This is a genomic window from Pseudoalteromonas sp. SiA1, assembly GCF_018732205.1.
Classification (GTDB): domain Bacteria; phylum Pseudomonadota; class Gammaproteobacteria; order Enterobacterales; family Alteromonadaceae; genus Pseudoalteromonas; species Pseudoalteromonas tetraodonis.
This window is the reverse complement of the sequence record NZ_CP076085.1, coordinates 115,552-136,105: the sequence shown is the minus strand read 5'-3', so window position 1 is coordinate 136,105 and position 20,554 is coordinate 115,552. Positions and strand designations below refer to the sequence as shown.

The following is a 20,554-nucleotide window of genomic DNA, read 5'->3' as shown; positions in this document are numbered from 1 at the left end:
AATTATAATAATTCACTGTAAAATACAGCGAGTTGGGTTAACAAAAACTTAATTTAAGCACAAATATAGTGCAGCTATGCACTGTGATGAGTCGCTATATTTTTTCTATTACTAAGGTCACTTCCCCGACCTCAACGCCAAACTTAACAATAGATGTGCGGTTTATCAAGCGCGTGTTGGTGACTAAATACATCCAATCATCAAAGTTAACTTCAAAAGTGCTGCCATCGTAAGGAATTTCTACATTGTAGTTCCAATGAAAAACACTGCCTTCACTTTTGCCTGTGGCCGTGCCTAAAACATCAGAAGCAGTACCGGTTAACGTGTTGTCGTCGTTTAAGGTTATTTTCCAAATACGTTTTTGGGTTTCGCCGTCATCATAAACGAAGTCTTCCTCAATAACGCCTTGGTTGCCATCCCACGTAGCGCTCAAGTCTACAACAAGCTTTCGGGTTAATTCGCCTTTAAAGTCTTGTACAACACCGTAGGCTTTTAAATCGCCGCTAAAAAAAGTCTTAAAATCGAAATTAGGTTCTGAGCCTTTGTAATGCTCTACACTCGGCGCTGAACAACTTGCAATAAAGAAGCTTACTACCAGTAGCAAAGTTACTTTGATACGTTTTAGATTAATCATATTAAATCCCTAAAAGTTGATTTCTAATCGATGGTTCTGAGGTGTTCTCACTTAGCCAAATAGCTAAGAAGTCATCTGCAAAAGTGGTGTCTTCTATGCGGCCTATTTCATTGTCATTGTGAAAGAAAATACTGTGTCCTTGCTGATCGGTCAGTAAGGTTAACGATTCACCCTTTTTAATGTCTGGCCATATGGCTAATAATTTATCTGCATAGCGAGCTGATAATTGTGATTTACCTAAATGTTGCCATTGCTCTTTAGTGGCTTTTACAATGTCTTTAGCATCAAAGTCGCGCAGGTAAGTTAAAGTAAATTTAACCGGCGTTTGCTTGGGACTATAAGATCCAGAGGGAGTAAAAAGCGTTGCATCATAAACATCCCAAAAAAGGTATTCCATACGTGCCTCGCCCACTTTGTTAAACTGGGTATCAGCATAAGCAGCATGGTTAAACAGGGCATAAATTAGTACTAAATTTAAAAGCGTTTTCATAATCAGCTCCAAGCAGTAAATACAATTGTTTTATTGCTTAATAAACGCGCCAATTTTACCGTTAATAAATAAAATAACGCTAAACGTTGCAGCCCATAAAGCACCGTATAAAGGCCAAAATTGCCATAGCGGCAAGCCGAGTTCTAACACGTCGAATCGCGCCCCCGCCCAGTAACTTCCTGGTGCAAACGCTAAACATACAATAAACGCTTGCCAAGGTTTGAGGGTTGTTAAAAACGACATTGAGGTGTTAATACATAGCAATAAAGCAGCCCATAAAAACACTAACCAAAGCGGAAATGGCGCTACTTTAAATTCAATCAGACCGAACTTAACCGCGATAAATTCACTTAGTAAGGCTAGTGGTAAGCACTTTAGAAGCAAAAAAGCATCCTGTTTTTTTTGCGCTGACAAATAAAACATTAATGCAATGACTACTGTTGAATAGACAATTGAATGCTGTTCAAGCAGTAGGCATAAAAACCACACTACTTGAAACAGTACAAAATTAATAAGCGAGTGCAATCTCATCATTACTACTCGTAAAACGGGGTTTGCGTGCCATTAAATGCACGGTACTTGTTGCGCGAGTTCTAAATGCGCCCTCGCAATAAGCAAAGTAAAATAGCCATAAACGATAAAATCGCTCATCAAATTTATTACTATCGAGGTTTGGCCAACTTGCAATGAAACGATCTCGCCAATCAGCAAGGGTTCTTGCGTAGTGAGCACCAATATCGCTAACTGTGTGGATATTCATATCGGTATGATTTTTTATTTGCTCACTCATTTCGTTGAGCGAAGGCAAACACCCACCAGGGAAAATATATTGCTGAATAAAGTCAGAATTTTTTAAATAATGCTGGTAACGCTGGTCGCTAATTGTAATTGCTTGAATAAGCATAGCACCGTCGTCTTTTAATAGCTGACCGCACTGAGTGAAAAAACTAGGCAAGTACTCATGACCAACCGCTTCTATCATCTCAATTGATACTAGCTTATCGTATTTACCGGTTAGTAAACGGTAATCTTGTTTGAGTAAAGTTATTTTGTTTTCAAGCCCAAGCTCTTTAATTTTATTTGCAACATAATCGTGCTGTTCATCAGAGATGGTAGTGGTTGTTACATGGCAGTCGTAGTGAGTAGCCGCATAAATCGCAAATGCTCCCCAACCTGTACCAATTTCAATGACGGTGTCGCCTTGTTGTAACTCGACTTGTTCACAAATACGCTGTAGTTTGTATTGCTGTGCTTGCTCAAGGGTGGCGTCTTTACTTGGGTATACGGCACTTGAATAAAGCATTTCTTTGCTTAAAAAAGACTCGTATAAGTCATTGCCTAAGTCGTAGTGTGCAACAATATTCTTTTTAGAGCCCGAGTGAGAGTTTTTATTTTTAATGTGGTTTATACGATGAGCAATGTTACTAAAAAAAGCGAATTTCTTTTCAAATGCGTCTAGTTGGTCTTGGTTAATTGCAAAAATTTCTATCAACCGAGTTAAGTTATCACACTGCCACTGCCCTAATATGTAAGATTCTCCCGCGCCAATACTTCCCGAGAGCGCAAATGCTTTATACATAGCAGTATCATTAACGGTTACCGTTACTTTAAGCTCTGATGACGTATCGCCAAATACAGACTGCTGATTATTGTCTACAAGCACTATTTGGCCTGTTTCAATAGACGAGAACGCTTTGAATACTAACTTCTTGTATAAGTTAGTAAACCAACTTGTGCGTTCTTGAACGCGTAAGCTCGATACCTTTTCCATACACTTACCTATATTATTGTTATTACTTGTTAAACAACATAAATTAATAAAAAATTATGATCTACCTGAATGACCTAAAAATGGGACTTTTTTTACAAACAGTTTAAATGCCTGATAGTAAATACCTTTGAAAATAGACCATGTCATTGCTGGAAAACGCTTAAGCAATTTACTCATTTGTGCTGTGCAGAGTGTTTGACGCTGTAACCTTAGTGATGCGTCAAAAAGTAATTCGTCATCGCGCTTATTTTCTATACGTATCAGTATATTGTCTTGCTTTTGTCGAACAGTCCAATGGTAGTTCATATCTAAGTTCATGAAAGGTGATACGGAAAAAACTTTCTTAAAGTTCACTTTTTTTTGTAGTGGAACCAAGTAGTAATGTCGTTCATTCCATGGGGTATTACTCACCTCAGCGACCATGTAGCTAAATTGATTATCATCATGGCCAAAAAAATAAAAATTAACGGGGCTAAAGTAAATACCCAAGCAGCGTAACTGCCCTAACATATAAACATGACTGAACTTTTCTGTAACCCCTAGCGCAGCTAACTGAGCGTGAGCACGCTCTACAATGGGGTTATTGTCAGTATTCGGCAATCCTTTCAAATAATCAGACTGTTTAAATTTTAAAGCCTTAAATCCTGTGGTACCAAGTTGTTTATGTACCCCGTTAAGTGCTTCGATGTTATTTAAGTCAACCCACATCATATAAAGCGGGTAATTAAACGCGTGGTGTTTAACAGCAAAACGGCGATGTTTAACATCGCCTAAATACACTGCATTAGTCAAACTCTACTCCAAGTTGCTTGGCCACATCAACGGCGCTGCGCACACCATCCTCATGAAAACCGTTGTACCAATACGCTCCGCAAAAGTACGTGTTATTTTGTCCATCAACGGTATGTTTTTGCTGTTGGGCGGCAATAGACTCTTGGTTAAATACAGGATGATGATAGGTAAATTCACGTAAAATTTTACTCTGATTAATACCTTCTAAGTGGTTCAAGGTAACGCAGAACTGTGTATCTGATTTGATCCCTTGAAGTATATTCATTTGATACGTAACCACCGCCGCTTTATCGGTATTATTATTAAGCAAATAATTCCAACTTGCCCATGCGGCTTTTCTATCCGGTAATAATGATTCATCAGTGTGAAGTACTACTGAATTTTCTGTGTACGGGATAGCACCCAAAACAGTGGTTTCTTGCTCACAAGGATCGCCAAGCAAAGCTAAAGCTTGATCAGAGTGACAGGCAAAAATGACTTTATCAAACTGTGCTTGCTGATCATCTGCAAAGGTAATTGTTACGCCTTCTGCGTTTCTAGTGACAGACTTAATGTGACTGTTAAGTTTTATATTGTCGGCAAAACCGGCAATTAAAGGCTTAATGTATTCTCGCGAGCCACCGGGAATAACGTACCATTGAGGTCTATTGGCAATGTCTAGCAAACCATGGTTGAAGAAAAACTTTACAAAAAACTCAACCCCTACATTTTCCATTTCTTTAATGCTAGTAGACCAAATGGCAGCACCCATAGGTAAAATGTAGTGGTATTTAAAGAAATCATTAAAACGATGTTGTTGTAATAATTGACCTAGTGATTGCTCTGTGTAGTGACCTTTTGCGTGCAAAGCCTTACATAACTTATTAAAACGCACGATGTCATACAATAAACGCCAAAATTTAGGTCTAACTATATTTCTGCGCTGAGCAAATAAACTACTAAATGTATGCCCATTGTATTCAAAGCCGGTTGCTTCGTTATGCACACTAAAACTCATTTGTGTCGGTTTACGTTTTACACCAATGCGTTCAAGCAACTTTTCAAAATAAGGGTACGTTCTATCATTAAATACAATAAACCCCGTATCTACCGCGTAATTAATACCGCTGTGCTCTACATCTACAGTTGCGGTGTGACCACCAATATAATCATTTTTTTCAAATAATGTGACATCGTAATGCTTGTGCAGTAAATGCCCGCAGGTTAAACCTGATACGCCAGTCCCAATTATTGCTATTTTTTTCAACGGGTTAATCCTTTTGCAATTTTAAGCCAAAGCGAAAGTGGCAATATTCGCAATGCTTTAAGTATAAGTGTAAAACGATAGGGGAAATGAACTTCTTTGCGGCGTTTAGCGACGCCTTTTATTATATAGTCAGCCGCTTTTTCGGCTGTAACAGCCATCGGCATAGGGAAATCATTTTTATCAGTTAAAGGGGTTTTTACAAAACCAGGGTGTACTAATGTCACATCAACATCGGTTAAATCTATCGCTAGGCTCTTAGCTAAATAACTAACGCCTGCCTTTGATGCACCGTAGGCTTCTGAACGTGGTAATGGTAAATAAGTAACACTTGAACTAACCATTACTAATTGCCCGCCAGAGACTATTTTTGGTAAAAGCGCCTCTAAGCAGTAACCCATTGATAACAAGTTAACGTTAATAACGCGCTCAAATAAGGCGCTATCAAAATTACGTGCATCGTCAACATACTCGCAGTTGCCAGCATTAAGAATTACGCGGTCAAATTGTGGGTAGCCGAGAGTGGCAGCTTTTATATCTTGTAAATTAGTGGCGTCAAATTGGCAGGTTTCTATGTTGTTGTGTTTACCTAGTTCAGCAAGTTTTTGCGTATTACGCCCGCAGGCAATCACTGTTTCACCCTGCTCGGCATACTTAATAGCAAGTTGTTCACCAATACCCGACGTTGCACCTGTAATAAGGGTAATCATAGTTAACCAGCCCTTTTATCAATAAAATTAATGATATTACCTAGTAATGGGATATGCTTGTATAACAGCTCACCAGCATTAAAGTAATCTCGATGTTTTACAATCTTGTCGCCTTCAAATACCAACTTGCTGTGCCCTTGCACTGTGATGGTTTTACCGGCATTCAGTTTTGGGTGAGAGTAATACATTGTCCAATACACAAATGCGTTATTATCGTTGGTAAATGAATCGGTTATGTCAAATCGACAATCCTTAACATTACTGTATAAACCACAAAAATAACGCCTTAAATCTTCTAGACCATTAATTTCGTGCAGCGGATCTATAAATTGTATATTTTTTGCATAAATTTCGGTTAATAACTCAAGGTTATTTTTATCAAGCTTTTGATATATTTCTACAAATTTATCGACTGATAATTGGTTATCCATATCACACCTTAAATGCATCTAAAGCCCTAGCTCGTGCTGCTTTATGATCAACAATTGCCGGCCAGTAACAGTGTTCACTTTGCCCCGTTGCTGCTAAATAGGTATGAGGAAAATGAATGTGTTTATCTGGGACTTTTTCTAATTCAGGCAGATATTTACGAATAAATTGACCACTTGGATCAAAGCGTTCACTTTGAGTAATAGGGTTAAACACTCTAAAATAAGGCTGTGCATCACAGCCTGTACTTGCCGCCCATTGCCAGCCGCCATTATTCGAGGCTAAATCACCATCAATAAGGTGCTGCATAAAAAACTGCTCGCCCTTACGCCAGTCGATTAAAAGATGTTTAGTTAAGAAACTTGCCACTACCATTCGCAAACGGTTGTGCATCCAACCAGTTTGCAATAGCTGTTGCATGGCAGCATCAACAAGTGGATAGCCAGTGCGGCCTTCACACCAAAGCTTAAACTCAGCCTCATTATCACGCCAAACAACACTATCGTACTTTTCGTTGAAATTAGCACCGCGCGATAATTTAGGAAATTCGGCAATGAGGTGTTTATAAAATTCACGCCAAATCAGCTCGTTCACCCACGTAAAGGTTTTACTTTTTGAGGTAGTCAAAATATCTGGATACTGCTGTTGTATGTTGACCATTAACTGCTTACTGCTAACAACCCCTAATGCTAAATATGGGCTTAAACCCGATGTTCCTTTTACACTAGGTATATCGCGTACATCATCATAACTTGCTAATTTATCATGGATAAAATTATCGACCACACTCGCTAAGGTGTCGTCATCAACCGGCCATTTCTTTGAACTGTCATCACTGCTGAGTAATTCACACGATTCAATATCAATAGGGTTTGAAGATAATGGCCACGACACCAAGCTAAAGTGAGTATCTTGATACTGTTTTAACCACGCCCGCTTAAAAGGCGTAAACACTTTATACATTTCATTGTTTTGAGTGCGTACACTGCCAACAGGTGCAATGATGTCACCTTCGTATAAAGTAAATGTTATTTGCTGTTGATCGCATTGCGCTTGAATCGCTTTATCTCTATTAAACTCATTAAGCTCATATTCTTTATTGGCTATTATGTGTTTAATCTCATACTGCTGACAAAAATCGAGAAGCTTAGTTTGGCAGTCTGTGAAATAAGGAGCCTCTATCACGTGTAAATTAATGCCATACTCAGCTAATTTTTCACGTATGTAACTGACTCTGCGTTTTAGTAAATCAATTTGAATTGGGGCAGTGTTATGCTGTGCCCATTGTTTTTCGCACACAAAAAAAATGGTGTGTTTAGCACCATTATTTAACGCTTCAATAAGCGCTTCGTTTGAAAAAAGGCGCAAATCACGCCTAAACCAAAATAGTGTATTCATTACAAACCGTAACGTAACTTTAATTCATTAGGATAAGGGTTAAAGTATATTTGCTTGCTTAAATATTCATTAGGATGAACCTTTAAATGATGCTTAAGTAAGGTTAGTGGTACATAAAGCGGTACCAACCCTTGGCGATATTCGTCTATTGCATCTCGCATTTCTTCTTTTTCGATTTTCGATAAATCTCTTTTGAAGTAACCTTGCAAGTGCATTAAAGTATTTGAATTGTTTTTTCTTGACGCAGGACGTTTCAACGCGGTCATTAAACCGAGAATATACTCATCGGCTAATGCGTTTATATCATCACCTAAATAAGTACCAAGCAAGTGGCCTAAGTCACGGTAAGCTTGATAGTTATGAGCCATCAACAAGTATTTGTATTGCGCGTGAAACTGAGTTAACCGATGAACTGTAATGGGATCTTTCACCAACTGCTGCCAGTTATATAATGTATAAACACGCATAACAAAATTTTCGCGTAAATGAACGTCGTTCAAGCGACCGTTTTCTTCACAGGGCAGTAATGGGTTGTGTTTCATGATTTGTTCTGCAAAAAAACCAATCCCTTCAGAGGTGTTACCGGTTCCTGCTTCATTGTAAATTTTAACGCGCTCCATGCCGCAACTCGGGCTTTTAGCACAAAAAACAAACCCACTTAAATGACCAGCTTGCTCTGTGGCTATTTTTTTGCCGTATTCTGTTAGCTGAGGGCCAACATCACCTGTACCATCTGGACGACACACTTTAATAGTATCAGCAGTTCTTACTTGACGAATTGTCGGGCGCGGTATAGGTAAGCCAACCGCAACCTCAGGACAATACATTTTATATTCAACATGTTTTGCCAGCTCTTCCATACAAAAGTTAGATTTTTTGTGGCCGCTGTCAAATCTTACCTTTTCGCCTGCTAAGCAGGCGCTAATACCTATTTTTATTGTATCTGTTTGCATAGATTCTCTTAATAAATCAAGCTGCCAATTGGATTAAGCAACTTGCTAAGTCCTTTATTGAAATGTAGCGCACTACTGACTACAGTAAAGCACAAACATCCCTCTTTTGTTAAAGGAGTATGTTGATGACGGCCATCTTGCCAAATAAAATCACCTGGTACATAACTGCCTTCTTCATCTGTAAATTCGCCATCAAGAAGTAGCGTAACTTCAAAACCTGTATGTGTATGCTCAGGAATTTCACCGCCTGCGTCTATGTGCAATAAACTCGAGCGCAAATGCCCATCGTCAAGCGCTATACGTGAACGAGCAAGCTTACCTACTTGTGTAAATTTGCTATGAGAAATACGTGTTAATGCTCTTGGTAAGCTGTAATTATAGTCATTCACTTCAATAGTGACAGGTTCAACGGCATAAACTTCATCAATCGAATCGTCTGACGTGATTAATTCAAGCAACCCTGAGTCCGCTATATCGTCGCTTTGCTCATCGTTATTAACATTCATGTTGTCACTAAACACTGCTTTTGCATTACTTGCCTCGAGTTTTTCAACCTCAGCTTGGCATATTGGGCACATATCTACATGAATAGATACGGCTAAGCTTAGTGATGCGGGAAGTGTTGCTGCACAGTATTGTGTCAGTAGTGTTTCACTCGGGTGATGTTTAATCATGCTGATCTCCCATTTCATTACGTAATTTCTGCAAGGCTAAACGTAATCGTGATTTTACCGTGCCTACTGGAATGTTTAATTGTTGAGCAAGCTGCTCTTGCGACATATCTTGAAAGTAAACACCGCGTACCACTTCTCTTTGTGCTTGTGGCAGTTTATCTAGGTAGCGCTTAATTTGTTTATCTTCAAGGTGGTCACTGTATTCGTGATGTGTATCTTCTGATTCATTCAATAACGGCCAGATGTCTTCACTGATATTTTCTTCTTTGTTGCTTTTCATTTTTCGAAGCATATCAAAGGACGCATTACGCATTACCGTGTAAACCCACGTAGTGGCTGCGCCTTTGTCGCTGTTGTACAAATGCGCTTTTCGCCACACTGAAGTGAGCGTTTCTTGCACCAACTCCATTGCTTGGGCCTCTACACCAAACTGCTTAATGCCAAAGCGTTTGATCTTTGGTGCAAAATATTCAAACAAGTACGCGAAAGATTTTTTATCGCGAGATTGGGCTACATTAACTAATGCTTCCCTGAGTTCCGTACTTGGCGTTTCTGGCATGGCAGTATACTTACCTGTGTTAGGTTCACAACGTAATGTTTGTTGTTGACTTACCATAGTAAAATGTCCCGTTATAGCTTTTGTAAGTACCATTACGAGCTAAGAATGTAAGCGGATCAAAATTATTTTAGGCAAATTCGTTATTAATCACAGTATGGAGGAAATTCAGCAAGTTATCAAAATTAGTTTCAAATGCAAGTTGTTGTTTTTTCTCAATAGAAATAGGGAGAATCTCAAGCCATCTGGCAACAACCCAAGTAAGTTGATTAAACTGGGTATGTTTGTAAAGAGACTGTAGCTGTGGGTTATTAGAGAATACTTCTTCTAGTGCCACTTGAAGTAGTTGATGTTCACCAATGTCATGGTTACTGCTGTTGTACCAATAAGGTGTATTGCACGCAGAGACCTCGCCATGGCGTAACTCCTGTTCGTCTTGGTACACGTTATCTAGTTGCACACTTTTTGATGCAAAAACATCAATCAACAGCATACCGCTTTCGTCTTGGTCGAAATCAATAATATCCATTAAACACCCTTGGGCGCTTATATTAAATGGTGTGTCGTGTTCGAAGGTGCAAAGTACAAAACCGCTGTTTGTTTTTAATGCGTTTTTAACCATCGTCAAATAACGAGGCTCAAATATACGTAATCGCGTATAGCCTTCAGGTAATATAAAAATCGGTAATGGGAAAATCGCACGTTTCATAAAGTCTACTTCTTTCAAACACTCTGCCTTTATTTACGTGCGCTCTATTGAAGTCGATCAGCTTTAGTTACATCGATTGTTTTACCGTGTAAGTGCATTCGCTAATTAAACCTCGTTCCCACATTTTTTATCATGTAAGCGATGTAATATACACTCAGTACACTTGCCACTGGCGCCAACATCAGGGCTAACAATTCGAACTCGCTGTTCATCACTTATTCCCTATTTTTATTGCTTTTGTTGTGTTTTTACTACAAGTTGCTTTTCATCAATGCCACTATTATCAACAACTGGGTTGGTTTGTAGTAAACCATCTAAAATAGCTTGGGCATCAAAAGAAACGGCTTCTTTTACTGACTGTTCAAGTTCATGGGTTGCTTGTGATACATAAGTTGTCACCGTTTTAGTCAACATATCTGTAATATCTAAATCGACCTCTGTTGCATGTACTTGAGATGAACCTAATAAAAGTAAACTAGCCAGTGTCATGTTAATTGAAGTTTTCATAATGTTATTCCTTGTTTGTTTATTGGTTAATACACCTAGATACAATCAAGGGCTGTGCCATAAAGAAAAAAATCAATAAACCTTTGTTTTATAAAGATATAAAATAAAAATGTTAAGATTTGCAAAATATGTGTTAGTTAATTTAACTAACAATTTAAAAAATATAACCAAATAGTAGTGTATTTTTTAACATGCCGTAATCCATAAACTGGCAGCACCATGTCAATCAATTCTCAATTGATAATTTCAGCGTACACTTGTACACTAAACGTTAAATTGTAAGTGGTAGGATCTGTTATGTCTTTTGAAGCGCCCTATTCTAAAAAAGAAGAGCTATTAAATGTTGTTAGCCATGCTTTAGGTATTTTATTTGCTGCATTTGTAATTTGGGATTTATTTAAACAAGCTAACTCTGTAAAAGGTTACGCCAGCACAGTCGTTTATGGCAGCAGCTTATTTATTTTATTTTTGTCCTCTACACTTTATCACGCCAGTGTTCGTCCTAAATTAAGAGCGTTTTATAAAAAATGTGACCACTGTGCTATTTACATGCTTATTGCTGGCACATATACCCCTTTTTTATTACTCTCTTTATCTGGGATTTGGTCTTGGGCTACCTTGGTATTTATTTGGACAGTAGCTTTAGCCGGTGTTGCTTATAAACTGCTTGTTAAAAATGGCAATAAAAAAGTGTCACTCGCTACCTATTTATTAATGGGCTGGTTTGCACTGGCAATTATATACCCACTTTACTCAAACTTACCTATCAACGCACTATACTGGCTACTTACTGGCGGTTTATTTTATAGCGTGGGTACATTGTTTTACAGCGCTAAAAACACTCAATATAGCCACGCTATTTGGCATCTTTTTGTCATTGGCGGTTGTGTAAGTCATTATATTGCCATTACTCACTATGTGTATTAACTAAATACACATAGTGCCTTCCTAGCTAATCTCACAATGTAGCCTATTATTTTACTCAAGCTTTAGTAAATCACGGTGGTTATTTTAAAGTATAATTAAATCTCCCTAATGCTTTAGATGACTGTTTGCTATACTGTTTCAGGAACTTAAAACGCCATTGTTCTAAATGGACGCGGCTTAAACAACGCTAGGTGTTATTTACATTGTCACCATCTAATACTCGACCACAGATACTGAGCTTGTTTATAAAAGCAAGACTGGTGTTGATCACATTGTTAATCTCAACGCTTGCATCTGTGTATTCAATTTATCTACTCGATCAATACATTTATCAGCAAAAGCAAAACTCTATCAGAAAGGTGGCGGGTAGCTACGTTAACCATATTAGAAATAATCTTAACCAAGCACTTTCTGCAGCCTATCCTATTGCGGCATTAATTCGTACTCAAAATGGCGAGACTAAAGGCTTTGAAGAACTCGCTTCTGAAATGTTAAGTCTTTATCCTGGTCTTGACGCCTTACAACTTCATAAAAACGGTATTCTTACACACGTTGTTCCACTTAAGGGCAATGAAAGTGCTATCGGTAATAATGTTTTAGAGAACCCACTGCGAACGCAAGAGGCATTTTTAGCCAAAAAAACAGGTAAATTAACCCTTGCAGGCCCTTTTGAATTATTTCAAGGTGGTATGGGTGCAGCGGCTAGGCTGCCTGTGTATCTAGATACCTCACAGGGAAACCAGTTTTGGGGATTTGCCACTGCGCTTATTCGTTTTCCTGATATTCTTCAAAGCGTTAATTTAGCTCAACTGCCACAGGCAGGCATTGGTTATGAGCTTTCAAAAGTCATGCCCGATACAAATGATGTGCAAATCATTGCTACCTCAGACAACCAAATAACAAAAAACACGGTCGACTTTAACATACAAGTGCCAAACGGCGTTTGGGTATTTAAAGCCTACCCTATCAGGGGCTGGCAAGACAATAGTATGCTGTTACTTGGTATTGCTATTGCGGTTGTGTTTACTTTCTTAACTTCACTTTCATCTTATCTGATAACCCGATTAAGAGCGAGCCACCTAAAATTAGAAAAAAAAGTAGAGCAACGTACTCATGCATTACAAAATAACATTAAAGCATTAACTGATACCGAAAGACGACTTCTTTTAAGCCAAAAAGTGGGGGGAATTGCGACTTGGGAATGGGACATAAAAACCAATATAATCCGCTTTTCTGAACATGGTATAAGACTAATTACTGGCAATGTTAAACAATTAGAAATGACTAAAAATGAATACCTAGCCAGTATTCACCCAGATGATCGCGCCAATATAGTAAGCGATATAAATCAATGTATTGACGCGGCGAAAGAATATAATGTTGATCACCGTATTATTACTAAACGGGGTAACGTTCGTTGGTTTAATACTAAAGGGACTCTTGTTAGAGACAGCTCTGGCAGCGCAATTACCATGTTGGGTGTCTCGGTTGATATTACTGAACGTAAATTAATTGAAGAAAAACTGCATTTATCCTCTCGGGTTTTTAGAGATACCCATGAAGGGATTATTATTACAAATGCTGATAAAGTTATTGTTGATGTCAATCCTGCCTTTTGTCATATAACCGGTTATAGCCACGATGAAGTTATAGGCCGCAATCCATCATTTTTAAATTCGGGCAAACAAACAGAGTCATTTTATAAAAACATATGGAAACAGCTCAGCCTATATGGTCATTGGCAAGGTGAAGTGTGGAACTGTAAAAAAGACGGTGAACTTTATGCTGAGCTACTTAATATTTCAGTTTTAAAAGACGACAACAACGTTACTTTTTACTTAGGAATATTTACCGATATCACCCAAGCTAAACGCCAACAAGAGCAACTTAGCCGTATTGCACATTATGATTTATTAACTAACTTGCCAAACCGCGTATTGCTTGCCGATAGGCTCAGCCAAACCATGTTGCAATGCCGTCGCCATAACAATTCTCTGGCGGTGGTGTTTCTTGATTTAGATGGATTTAAGCATGTTAATGATTCTCATGGCCATGATATTGGCGATAAGTTATTAATTGCACTTTCAATCCGTTTAAAAGATGCACTTCGTGAAGGTGATAGCTTGGCCCGTATTGGTGGCGATGAATTCGTTGCTGTATTAACTAATTTAGGATCAGTTGCCGATTGCGTACCTGTACTTGAGAGGCTACTGGCTGCAGCAGCAAAACCTGTCACTGTTAACGATATTGTTTTGAATGTCTCTGCCAGTATTGGGGTAACAATATACCCAGAAGATAATTTAGATGCTGAACAACTGATGCGCCATGCCGATCAAGCCATGTATATTGCCAAACAAATGGGCAAAAATCGTTATCATTTATTCGATACAAGTCAAGGAGATACAGTTAAAGCACAGCAAACCGGCATTACACTTATCCGTGAAGCCTTAGCTAATGATTGGTTTGTACTTTATTATCAACCAAAAGTAGATATGCGAACGGGTAGTATGATTGGCGTTGAGGCATTAATACGCTTGCAACACCCAGAGCGCGGGTTGCTTAGCCCTATTGAATTTTTACCTGTAATTGAAAACAATGCGCTAATGATAGACGTTGGCGAATGGGTTATTAACGCTGCATTATCTCAAATTAACCACTGGCAAATTTTAACACCTAGTTTAAACATAAAAGTGAGCGTTAATGTTGCCGCAGTTCAATTACAGCAGCCTGAATTTACAGCGCGGCTAACTGAATTACTATTGGCACATCCACAGGTCGATGCTAGAAACCTAGAGCTAGAAGTACTGGAAACCAGTGCGCTTAACGATGTAGCCCACGTATCTAAAACCATGCAAGATTGTAAAGCTTTGGGCGTTGAGTTTTCATTAGATGACTTTGGTACGGGTTACTCATCACTCACTTATTTGAGGCGTTTACCTGCAAGCCTAATAAAGATAGATCAAAGCTTTGTTAGGGATATGCTTGAAGACTCTAACGATTTAGCAATTGTAAAAGGCGTTATTGCACTGGCCAAATCGTTTAAACGAAGCGTTATAGCTGAAGGCGTAGAAACCCCGGAACATGCAGCAACACTAATGCTACTTGGCTGTTATTTAGCACAGGGCTATGGTATTGCTAAGCCAATGAAAGCCGAAGATATTCCTATTTGGCTAGACGAATGGACCGCAGATGAAATTTGGGCTTTAACTGACTTACATAAAATGGATAATTAGTTTATTGCCAGCGGTGTTTTGCCATATTGATTCGTTGATTGTTAAAAGTAACACCCTCAGAAAGTAGCTTTTCTCGTTGCGTTTGATACAGCGCACTGCCCTGTGCAAACGCTATTTTACCTTGGCTGTTAACCACTCTATGCCAAGGGATCGTCGAATCTTTTGGCATCTCTTTTAATAATCGGCCAACTAGCCTTGCATTATTAGGATACCCTGCAAGCGCCGCTACTTGGCCATAACTGGCAACACACCCTGAGGGTATACTCGCAATAATAGTATAAATAACCGTTTCTTTATTAACGTCCATTATTGTTTAAGTACTCCTGACTGAGTAATTCAAATTGCTGCCAAATTTTACGGGCAACAGGACCATGGTGCATAGCATGTTGACGAAAAGCACGAATTTGCGCGCTAAACTGATGCTCTCTGTCTGTTACTATTATTTGCTGTAATGAGCCCGCGGCAATTTCTTTTTTACAGTGGCCTAAGCTCATCATTGCCCATCCTGCACCTGACAATAAAAACGACTTTAGGGTAGATATGTCATCTATTTTCATCACCGCAGCCCCTTTAGAATAAGACAGCCTGTCGCTGTCTATGCTCAAGCCACTTTCAAACATCGCTAAACACGGGTAAAGTTGTAACTCATCGTAGGTAAGCTGCTTAGGTAAAATCCCTTTTGCGCCAACAATACCTATATCTAGCTTGCCTATCGGTAAGCTTTCTAAATCGCCGGTGGCATGAAATAAATCAAACCATGGGCCAATCCCAAGCTCGGCTTGGCCGGTATTCACTTGCTCTAAAGATACAAACCGTTTACCACTGGTTAAACGAAATTCTGTACTAGAAAAATGCTTAAAAGTATTACTTATGATCTCGTTATAACTTTGCACATGACAAATTTGCTCATAGCAAACTCTATATTGCGCTTCATTCCCCAGCGCCAGCTCGGTTGCAAGCTGTGTAAGCTGCTCATTCGCGTTTAAAAGCTGTTTAGCTTCACGATGAAAAATACGTCCTTTTTCGGTAAGTTGTAATCGGTATTTAGAACGGTCGAGTAGATCAAAACCTAATTTCGCTTCTAAGTTTTTAATCGCCAGTGTCAATGCAGGCTGAGTTTTATGTAGCTTTAATGCAGCGCCACTTAAGCTCGCACTTTGCACAATAGCATCTAAAATTTGTAATTGATTAAGTTTCATAGTCAGCCCAGCACATTATAAGTAAAACTTATTGAGTTTCTAAAATTTAATGAATTTTATTTTATATGTTTGCAGCGTATGCTGCACTGACTTATTTAGCCTTTTTTTATCATGGAGATATCATGCCACTGTTTCGCTTATGTTTACTATCTGCGACATTACTAAGTTTAATAGGCTGCTCGGAGCCAGAGAAAATAGTTAAAGAAGAGCCGATTCGCCCTGTTAAATTATTTAGTATTGGTCATGATTCGCAAACAAACATACGCAGTTTTCCTGCGGAAGTCGTTGCAAACCAGGGCTCGTACCTGGCTTTTAGGGTCAATGGTGAGTTGGTTGAATTTCCTGTATTAGCCGGTGAGCAGGTAAAAAAAGGGCAACTATTGGCGAAATTAGACCCTGAAGATTTTCAATTACAATATAATGAGCGCAAAGCGCGCTATGAACTGGCTAAGTCGCAGCTAAAACGTATTAAACAACTATTTGATAAAAATATCACCAGTCAATCCGAGCTTGATCAAGCGGTTGCCAATGAACAAGTCGCTGAGTCAGCGTTTAAAATTGCAGAAACAAATTTAGAGTACAGTGAACTTCGTGCTCCTTTTGCTGGCATAGTAGCCAAAGTGTTTGTAAAAAACTTTGAAAGTATTCAAGCAAAACAAAATGTTTTGCGCTTAGAAACCCGTGATTTTATGGATGTAGCAATACAGGTTCCTGAAAAAATCGTGGCACGTATTCAAAAAGATACCCAATATCAACCTATGGTTGAATTTGATGGCTATCACGACAAGCAATACAAACTCACGCTTAAAGAATGGGATACCCAAGCCGATCCTGCAACACTCACCTATAAAGTGGTGTTTTCATTACCGGTGCCAGAAGATTTTAACTTACTTGCGGGTATGTCGGGACAAGTGATGATAGATTTGAGCAAAGTTACACGCTCACAAACCCCCTACACTATTTTACCTATTGAGTCGGTATTTTCAGATCCTAATAAAAGCCTAAGCGATAATGCCTATGTGTGGGTTTTTAATCAGCAAACTGGCACTGTGCATAAACAAGCAGTACAAGTGGGCCAATTGCATCACGACACTATTGAAGTTCTTAGCGGCGTAAAAGAAGGCCAACAAATTGTCTCTGCTGGTGTTCACTCTTTACAAGAGGGCATGTCTGTTCGCCCTTGGAATAAAGAGCGAGGCTTATAATTATGGGCTTTGCGCAACTATCTATTGAGAAAAAGGTCATTAGCTGGATGTTTACGCTGTTGCTGTTAATTGGCGGCAGTGTGTCTTATTTTGATTTAGGCCAGCTGGAAGACCCTGAATTCACTTTAAAAAAAGCCATGGTGATCACTTTATACCCGGGCGCCTCTCCACAGCAAGTAGAAGAAGAAGTCACATTTCCGATTGAAAATGCCATTCAACAGCTCCCTTATGTTGATTATGTCACCTCTATTTCATCCAATGGTAAATCACAAATTACCGTAGAAATGAAAAGCACCTATCGTAAACAAGAGCTTAGACAAATATGGGATGAAATGCGTCGTAAAATTAACGACCTTAGCCCGTCGCTGCCAAGTGGTGTTTACCCCAGTAATGTGATTGATGATTTTGCCGATGTTTACGGCGTTATGTTTGCCGTCACGGGCGATGGCTACTCGTATGATGAATTAAAAGACTATGTTGATTATTTAAAACGAGAACTTGTTTTAGTCAAAGGAGTGAGTAAAGTTACAATTGCGGGACAACAGCAGCCACAAGTAATGGTTGAGGTATCGACGCAAAAGCTTGCCCAACTCGGTATTGCGCCTAGTCATATTTATGATTTACTGCAATCACAAAACACCGTATCTAACGCTGGACGTATTCGCGTGGGTGATGAGTCTATTCGCTTGCACCCTACTGGTGAATTTAAAGATGTAAAAGAACTTGAAACCTTACTAATTTCAAAATCAGGTGCCAGCGAACTCATTTATCTAGGCGATGTTGCAAAGGTTTACCGTGAATATGCTGAAGTACCGACCAATGTGATTCATTACAATCAACAACAGGCTCTGCTTATTGGTGTGTCGTTTATGTCTGGGGTCAATGTTGTTGATGTGGGTAAACACATAGATGAGCACTTAGCATCTCTTGAGTATCAACGCCCGCATGGTATTGATATTAGCTCAGTGTATAACCAACCTAAAGAAGTAGAGCAGTCGGTAGATGGCTTTATTGTTAGTTTAATAGAGGCCATTGCAATAGTTATTGTAGTACTACTTATTTTTATGGGCTTTAAAAGTGGGGTTTTAATCGGCGGTATATTATTACTGACCGTATTAGGCACATTTATATTTATGAAGCTGTTTGCGATTGACTTACAACGTATATCATTAGGTGCGCTAATTATTGCACTAGGTATGCTGGTCGATAACGCCATTGTTGTGACCGAAGGTATTCTCATCAACCTCAAGCGCGGACAAACAAAGCTTAAAGCGGCAGTTAATATTGTCGATCAAACTAAGTGGCCACTACTTGGCGCAACAGTTATTGCCATAACCGCTTTCGCACCGATTGGTTTAAGCTCAGATGCCAGTGGTGAATTTGCTGGTAGCTTATTTTGGGTGCTGTTTATTTCTTTGCTCTTGAGCTGGATCACCGCAATTACGCTCACGCCGTTTTTTGCCCACTTGATGTTTAAAGAAACCGAATTTAAACACGAACATAATCAAGAGCATGAAGACCCTTACCAAGGCATCATATTCAATGGTTATAAAGCGATATTAAATTTAGCTATGCGCTTTAGAAAAACAACCTTAGTCCTTATGGTTGCTCTTTTATGCAGCGCTGTAGTGGGTTTTGGTGCTGTGAAGCAATCATTTTTTCCAGCCTCGAATACCCCGATGTTTTATGTCGATTACTGGCAAGATCAAGGCGCTGATATTCGCGCAACCCTTGAGGGCATTAAGCAGCTAGAAGCTTATTTACAAAAGAATGAACTGGTCACAGAAATCACCAGTACGGTTGGCCAAGGTGCGCCGCGTTTTATGCTGACTTACGCGCCTGAAAAATCCTACCCTGCTTATGGACAGTTAATTATTCGTGTCACCAATCGTGAAGCCGTCGCAAAAGTCATGCAAAAAGTGCGCGATTACGCAAAGCAACATCCACTGTCAGCAAAGTTAAAAGTAAAACCAATGGAGATTGGCCCCTCAACTGATGCCAAAATAGAAGCGCGGTTCTCAGGCCCCGATCCGGTTGTTTTAAGACAGCTTTCATCACAGGCTAAAGAGATTATCGCTAAAGACGACGGTGCCTTTAACATTCGAGATGATTGGCGTGCACGCACTAAAATGATTCGTCCGCAATTTAATGAACAAAAAGCGCGCCGTTTAGGGATCACCAAATTTGATCTTGACCAAGTTCTGTTAACGAGCCTGTCGGGTAAGCAAGTAGGTGTATATCGTGATGGTACGCAATTATTGCCTATTATTGCCCGTTCACCGGCAAGCGAGCGTTTAAATGTAGACAGTGTTCACGATTTACAAATTTATAGCCCTGTTTTACGCGTGTTTGTGCCGGTTACCCAAGTGGTTGATGAATTTATTGTTGAGTGGGAAGACAGCTTAATTATGCGTCGCGATCGTAAACGCACCATTACTGTGATGGCAGATCATGATGTTTTGGGTGATGAAACGCCTGCAAAATTATTTGCTCGGGTTCGCGCTGAGGTTGAAGCAATTGATTTACCCCGTGGCTATGAAATGCAATGGGGCGGCGAGTTCGAATCATCAAGCAAAGCGAAAAAGGCTATTTTTGGCTCGTTACCACTGGGCTATTTAGCAATGTTTGCAGTAACAGTATTACTGTTTAACTCAGTGAAAAAACCTTTGGTTATTTGGGCAACTGTACCGCTGGCTATTATTGGTGTTAGTGCAGGCTTAATAGTGATGAATGCGCCGTTTAGCTTTATGGCGCTACTGGGCTTATTAAGCTTAAGCGGCATGCTAATTAAAAACGGCATTGTACTGGTTGATCAAATAAACTTAGAACTGAGTGAAGGTAAATCGCCATATCAAGCAGTGTTTGACTCAGGCGTAAGCCGTGTGCGCCCTGTAGCCATGGCCGCTATCACGACAATACTTGGCATGATCCCATTACTATTCGATGTATTTTTTCAGTCGATGGCGGTCACCATTATGTTTGGCTTAGGGTTTGCCACCATACTGACGCTAATTGTAGTGCCGGTTTTATACACTGTGGTATTTAGGATTGATTACCCTAAACAGTAGGCTAACAAAAAACGCAGCTAAGGCTGCGTTTTTATTTGCTTTTTTACACAAGCTTA

20 protein-coding genes are annotated in these 20,554 nt (G+C 39.4%); 4 read left to right on the top strand and 16 right to left on the bottom strand.

Going from position 1 to position 20,554, the window contains the following annotated elements:
- Window positions 1–94 precede the first annotated feature (94 nt).
- The 14 genes from KK487_RS16130 to KK487_RS16065 form a co-directional block, all read right to left on the bottom strand.
- On the bottom strand, window positions 95–634 hold the full coding sequence (locus KK487_RS16130; RefSeq protein WP_013463264.1) for a DUF3833 domain-containing protein: 540 nt from the start codon (window positions 632–634) through the stop codon (window positions 95–97).
- Between the two features lies 1 nt (window position 635).
- Window positions 636–1,124: a chalcone isomerase family protein gene (locus KK487_RS16125; RefSeq protein WP_013463263.1), complete on the bottom strand. Its 489-nt coding sequence runs from the start codon at window positions 1,122–1,124 to the stop codon at window positions 636–638.
- A gap of 30 nt (window positions 1,125–1,154) precedes the next feature.
- Window positions 1,155–1,655: a DUF2878 domain-containing protein gene (locus KK487_RS16120; RefSeq protein ID WP_028834799.1), complete on the bottom strand. Its 501-nt coding sequence runs from the start codon at window positions 1,653–1,655 to the stop codon at window positions 1,155–1,157.
- Window positions 1,633–2,895 carry an SAM-dependent methyltransferase gene (locus KK487_RS16115; protein ID WP_033104221.1) on the bottom strand — a complete coding sequence of 421 codons (1,263 nt, stop codon included), beginning with the start codon at window positions 2,893–2,895 and terminating at the stop codon, window positions 1,633–1,635. Before KK487_RS16115 ends, KK487_RS16120 begins: the two co-directional genes overlap by 23 nt.
- A 54-nt stretch (window positions 2,896–2,949) precedes the next feature.
- Window positions 2,950–3,687 (bottom strand): DUF1365 domain-containing protein, encoded by a 738-nt coding sequence (locus KK487_RS16110; RefSeq protein WP_036954815.1) that lies wholly within the window; start codon window positions 3,685–3,687, stop codon window positions 2,950–2,952.
- Window positions 3,680–4,933: an NAD(P)/FAD-dependent oxidoreductase gene (locus KK487_RS16105; protein WP_036954817.1), complete on the bottom strand. Its 1,254-nt coding sequence runs from the start codon at window positions 4,931–4,933 to the stop codon at window positions 3,680–3,682. The genes KK487_RS16110 and KK487_RS16105 overlap by 8 nt, the downstream gene beginning before the upstream one ends.
- Window positions 4,930–5,640 carry an SDR family NAD(P)-dependent oxidoreductase gene (locus KK487_RS16100; RefSeq protein WP_036954819.1) on the bottom strand — a complete coding sequence of 237 codons (711 nt, stop codon included), beginning with the start codon at window positions 5,638–5,640 and terminating at the stop codon, window positions 4,930–4,932. Before KK487_RS16100 ends, KK487_RS16105 begins: the two co-directional genes overlap by 4 nt.
- 2 nt (window positions 5,641–5,642) lie before the next feature.
- Window positions 5,643–6,071: a nuclear transport factor 2 family protein gene (locus KK487_RS16095; RefSeq protein ID WP_013463257.1), complete on the bottom strand. Its 429-nt coding sequence runs from the start codon at window positions 6,069–6,071 to the stop codon at window positions 5,643–5,645.
- A gap of 1 nt (window position 6,072) precedes the next feature.
- Window positions 6,073–7,467 carry a deoxyribodipyrimidine photo-lyase gene (gene phrB / locus KK487_RS16090; RefSeq protein ID WP_036954823.1) on the bottom strand — a complete coding sequence of 465 codons (1,395 nt, stop codon included), beginning with the start codon at window positions 7,465–7,467 and terminating at the stop codon, window positions 6,073–6,075.
- On the bottom strand, window positions 7,467–8,420 hold the full coding sequence (locus KK487_RS16085) for a YbgA family protein (RefSeq protein WP_036954824.1): 954 nt from the start codon (window positions 8,418–8,420) through the stop codon (window positions 7,467–7,469). The genes phrB and KK487_RS16085 overlap by 1 nt, the downstream gene beginning before the upstream one ends.
- A gap of 8 nt (window positions 8,421–8,428) precedes the next feature.
- Window positions 8,429–9,094, bottom strand: coding sequence for a ChrR family anti-sigma-E factor (locus KK487_RS16080; protein ID WP_013463254.1), 666 nt, complete (start codon window positions 9,092–9,094; stop codon window positions 8,429–8,431).
- The gene (locus KK487_RS16075) at window positions 9,087–9,710 is read right to left on the bottom strand and encodes a sigma-70 family RNA polymerase sigma factor (protein ID WP_013463253.1); all 624 of its coding nucleotides are present in this window, start codon (window positions 9,708–9,710) and stop codon (window positions 9,087–9,089) included. The genes KK487_RS16080 and KK487_RS16075 overlap by 8 nt, the downstream gene beginning before the upstream one ends.
- Before the next feature lie 70 nt (window positions 9,711–9,780).
- Window positions 9,781–10,359, bottom strand: a complete 579-nt coding sequence (locus KK487_RS16070; protein ID WP_036954857.1) for an LON peptidase substrate-binding domain-containing protein — start codon at window positions 10,357–10,359, stop codon at window positions 9,781–9,783.
- 228 nt (window positions 10,360–10,587) lie between these two features.
- Window positions 10,588–10,866, bottom strand: coding sequence for a hypothetical protein (locus tag KK487_RS16065; protein ID WP_013463251.1), 279 nt, complete (start codon window positions 10,864–10,866; stop codon window positions 10,588–10,590).
- Window positions 10,867–11,163: 297 nt separating this feature from the next.
- Between KK487_RS16065 and trhA the strand changes: the two genes are divergently transcribed.
- Both trhA and KK487_RS16055 read left to right on the top strand, forming a co-directional pair.
- Complete coding sequence (gene trhA / locus KK487_RS16060) at window positions 11,164–11,793, top strand: PAQR family membrane homeostasis protein TrhA (RefSeq protein WP_036954828.1); 630 nt, start codon at window positions 11,164–11,166, stop codon at window positions 11,791–11,793.
- Between the two features lie 203 nt (window positions 11,794–11,996).
- Window positions 11,997–15,026, top strand: a complete 3,030-nt coding sequence (locus KK487_RS16055) for a bifunctional diguanylate cyclase/phosphodiesterase (protein ID WP_235190263.1) — start codon at window positions 11,997–11,999, stop codon at window positions 15,024–15,026.
- Window position 15,027: 1 nt separating this feature from the next.
- Here the strand turns inward: KK487_RS16055 and KK487_RS16050 are convergent, their stop codons facing one another.
- On the bottom strand, window positions 15,028–15,333 hold the full coding sequence (locus KK487_RS16050) for an MGMT family protein (protein ID WP_013463248.1): 306 nt from the start codon (window positions 15,331–15,333) through the stop codon (window positions 15,028–15,030).
- Window positions 15,323–16,225, bottom strand: a complete 903-nt coding sequence (locus tag KK487_RS16045; RefSeq protein WP_024600876.1) for a LysR family transcriptional regulator — start codon at window positions 16,223–16,225, stop codon at window positions 15,323–15,325. Before KK487_RS16045 ends, KK487_RS16050 begins: the two co-directional genes overlap by 11 nt.
- Window positions 16,226–16,347: 122 nt before the next feature.
- Between KK487_RS16045 and KK487_RS16040 the strand changes: the two genes are divergently transcribed.
- Together KK487_RS16040 and KK487_RS16035 are read left to right on the top strand one after the other, a co-directional pair.
- Window positions 16,348–17,430 (top strand): efflux RND transporter periplasmic adaptor subunit, encoded by a 1,083-nt coding sequence (locus KK487_RS16040; protein WP_013463246.1) that lies wholly within the window; start codon window positions 16,348–16,350, stop codon window positions 17,428–17,430.
- Window positions 17,431–17,432: 2 nt separating this feature from the next.
- The gene (locus KK487_RS16035; protein ID WP_036954831.1) at window positions 17,433–20,498 is read left to right on the top strand and encodes an efflux RND transporter permease subunit; all 3,066 of its coding nucleotides are present in this window, start codon (window positions 17,433–17,435) and stop codon (window positions 20,496–20,498) included.
- Window positions 20,499–20,554: the final 56 nt, after the last annotated feature.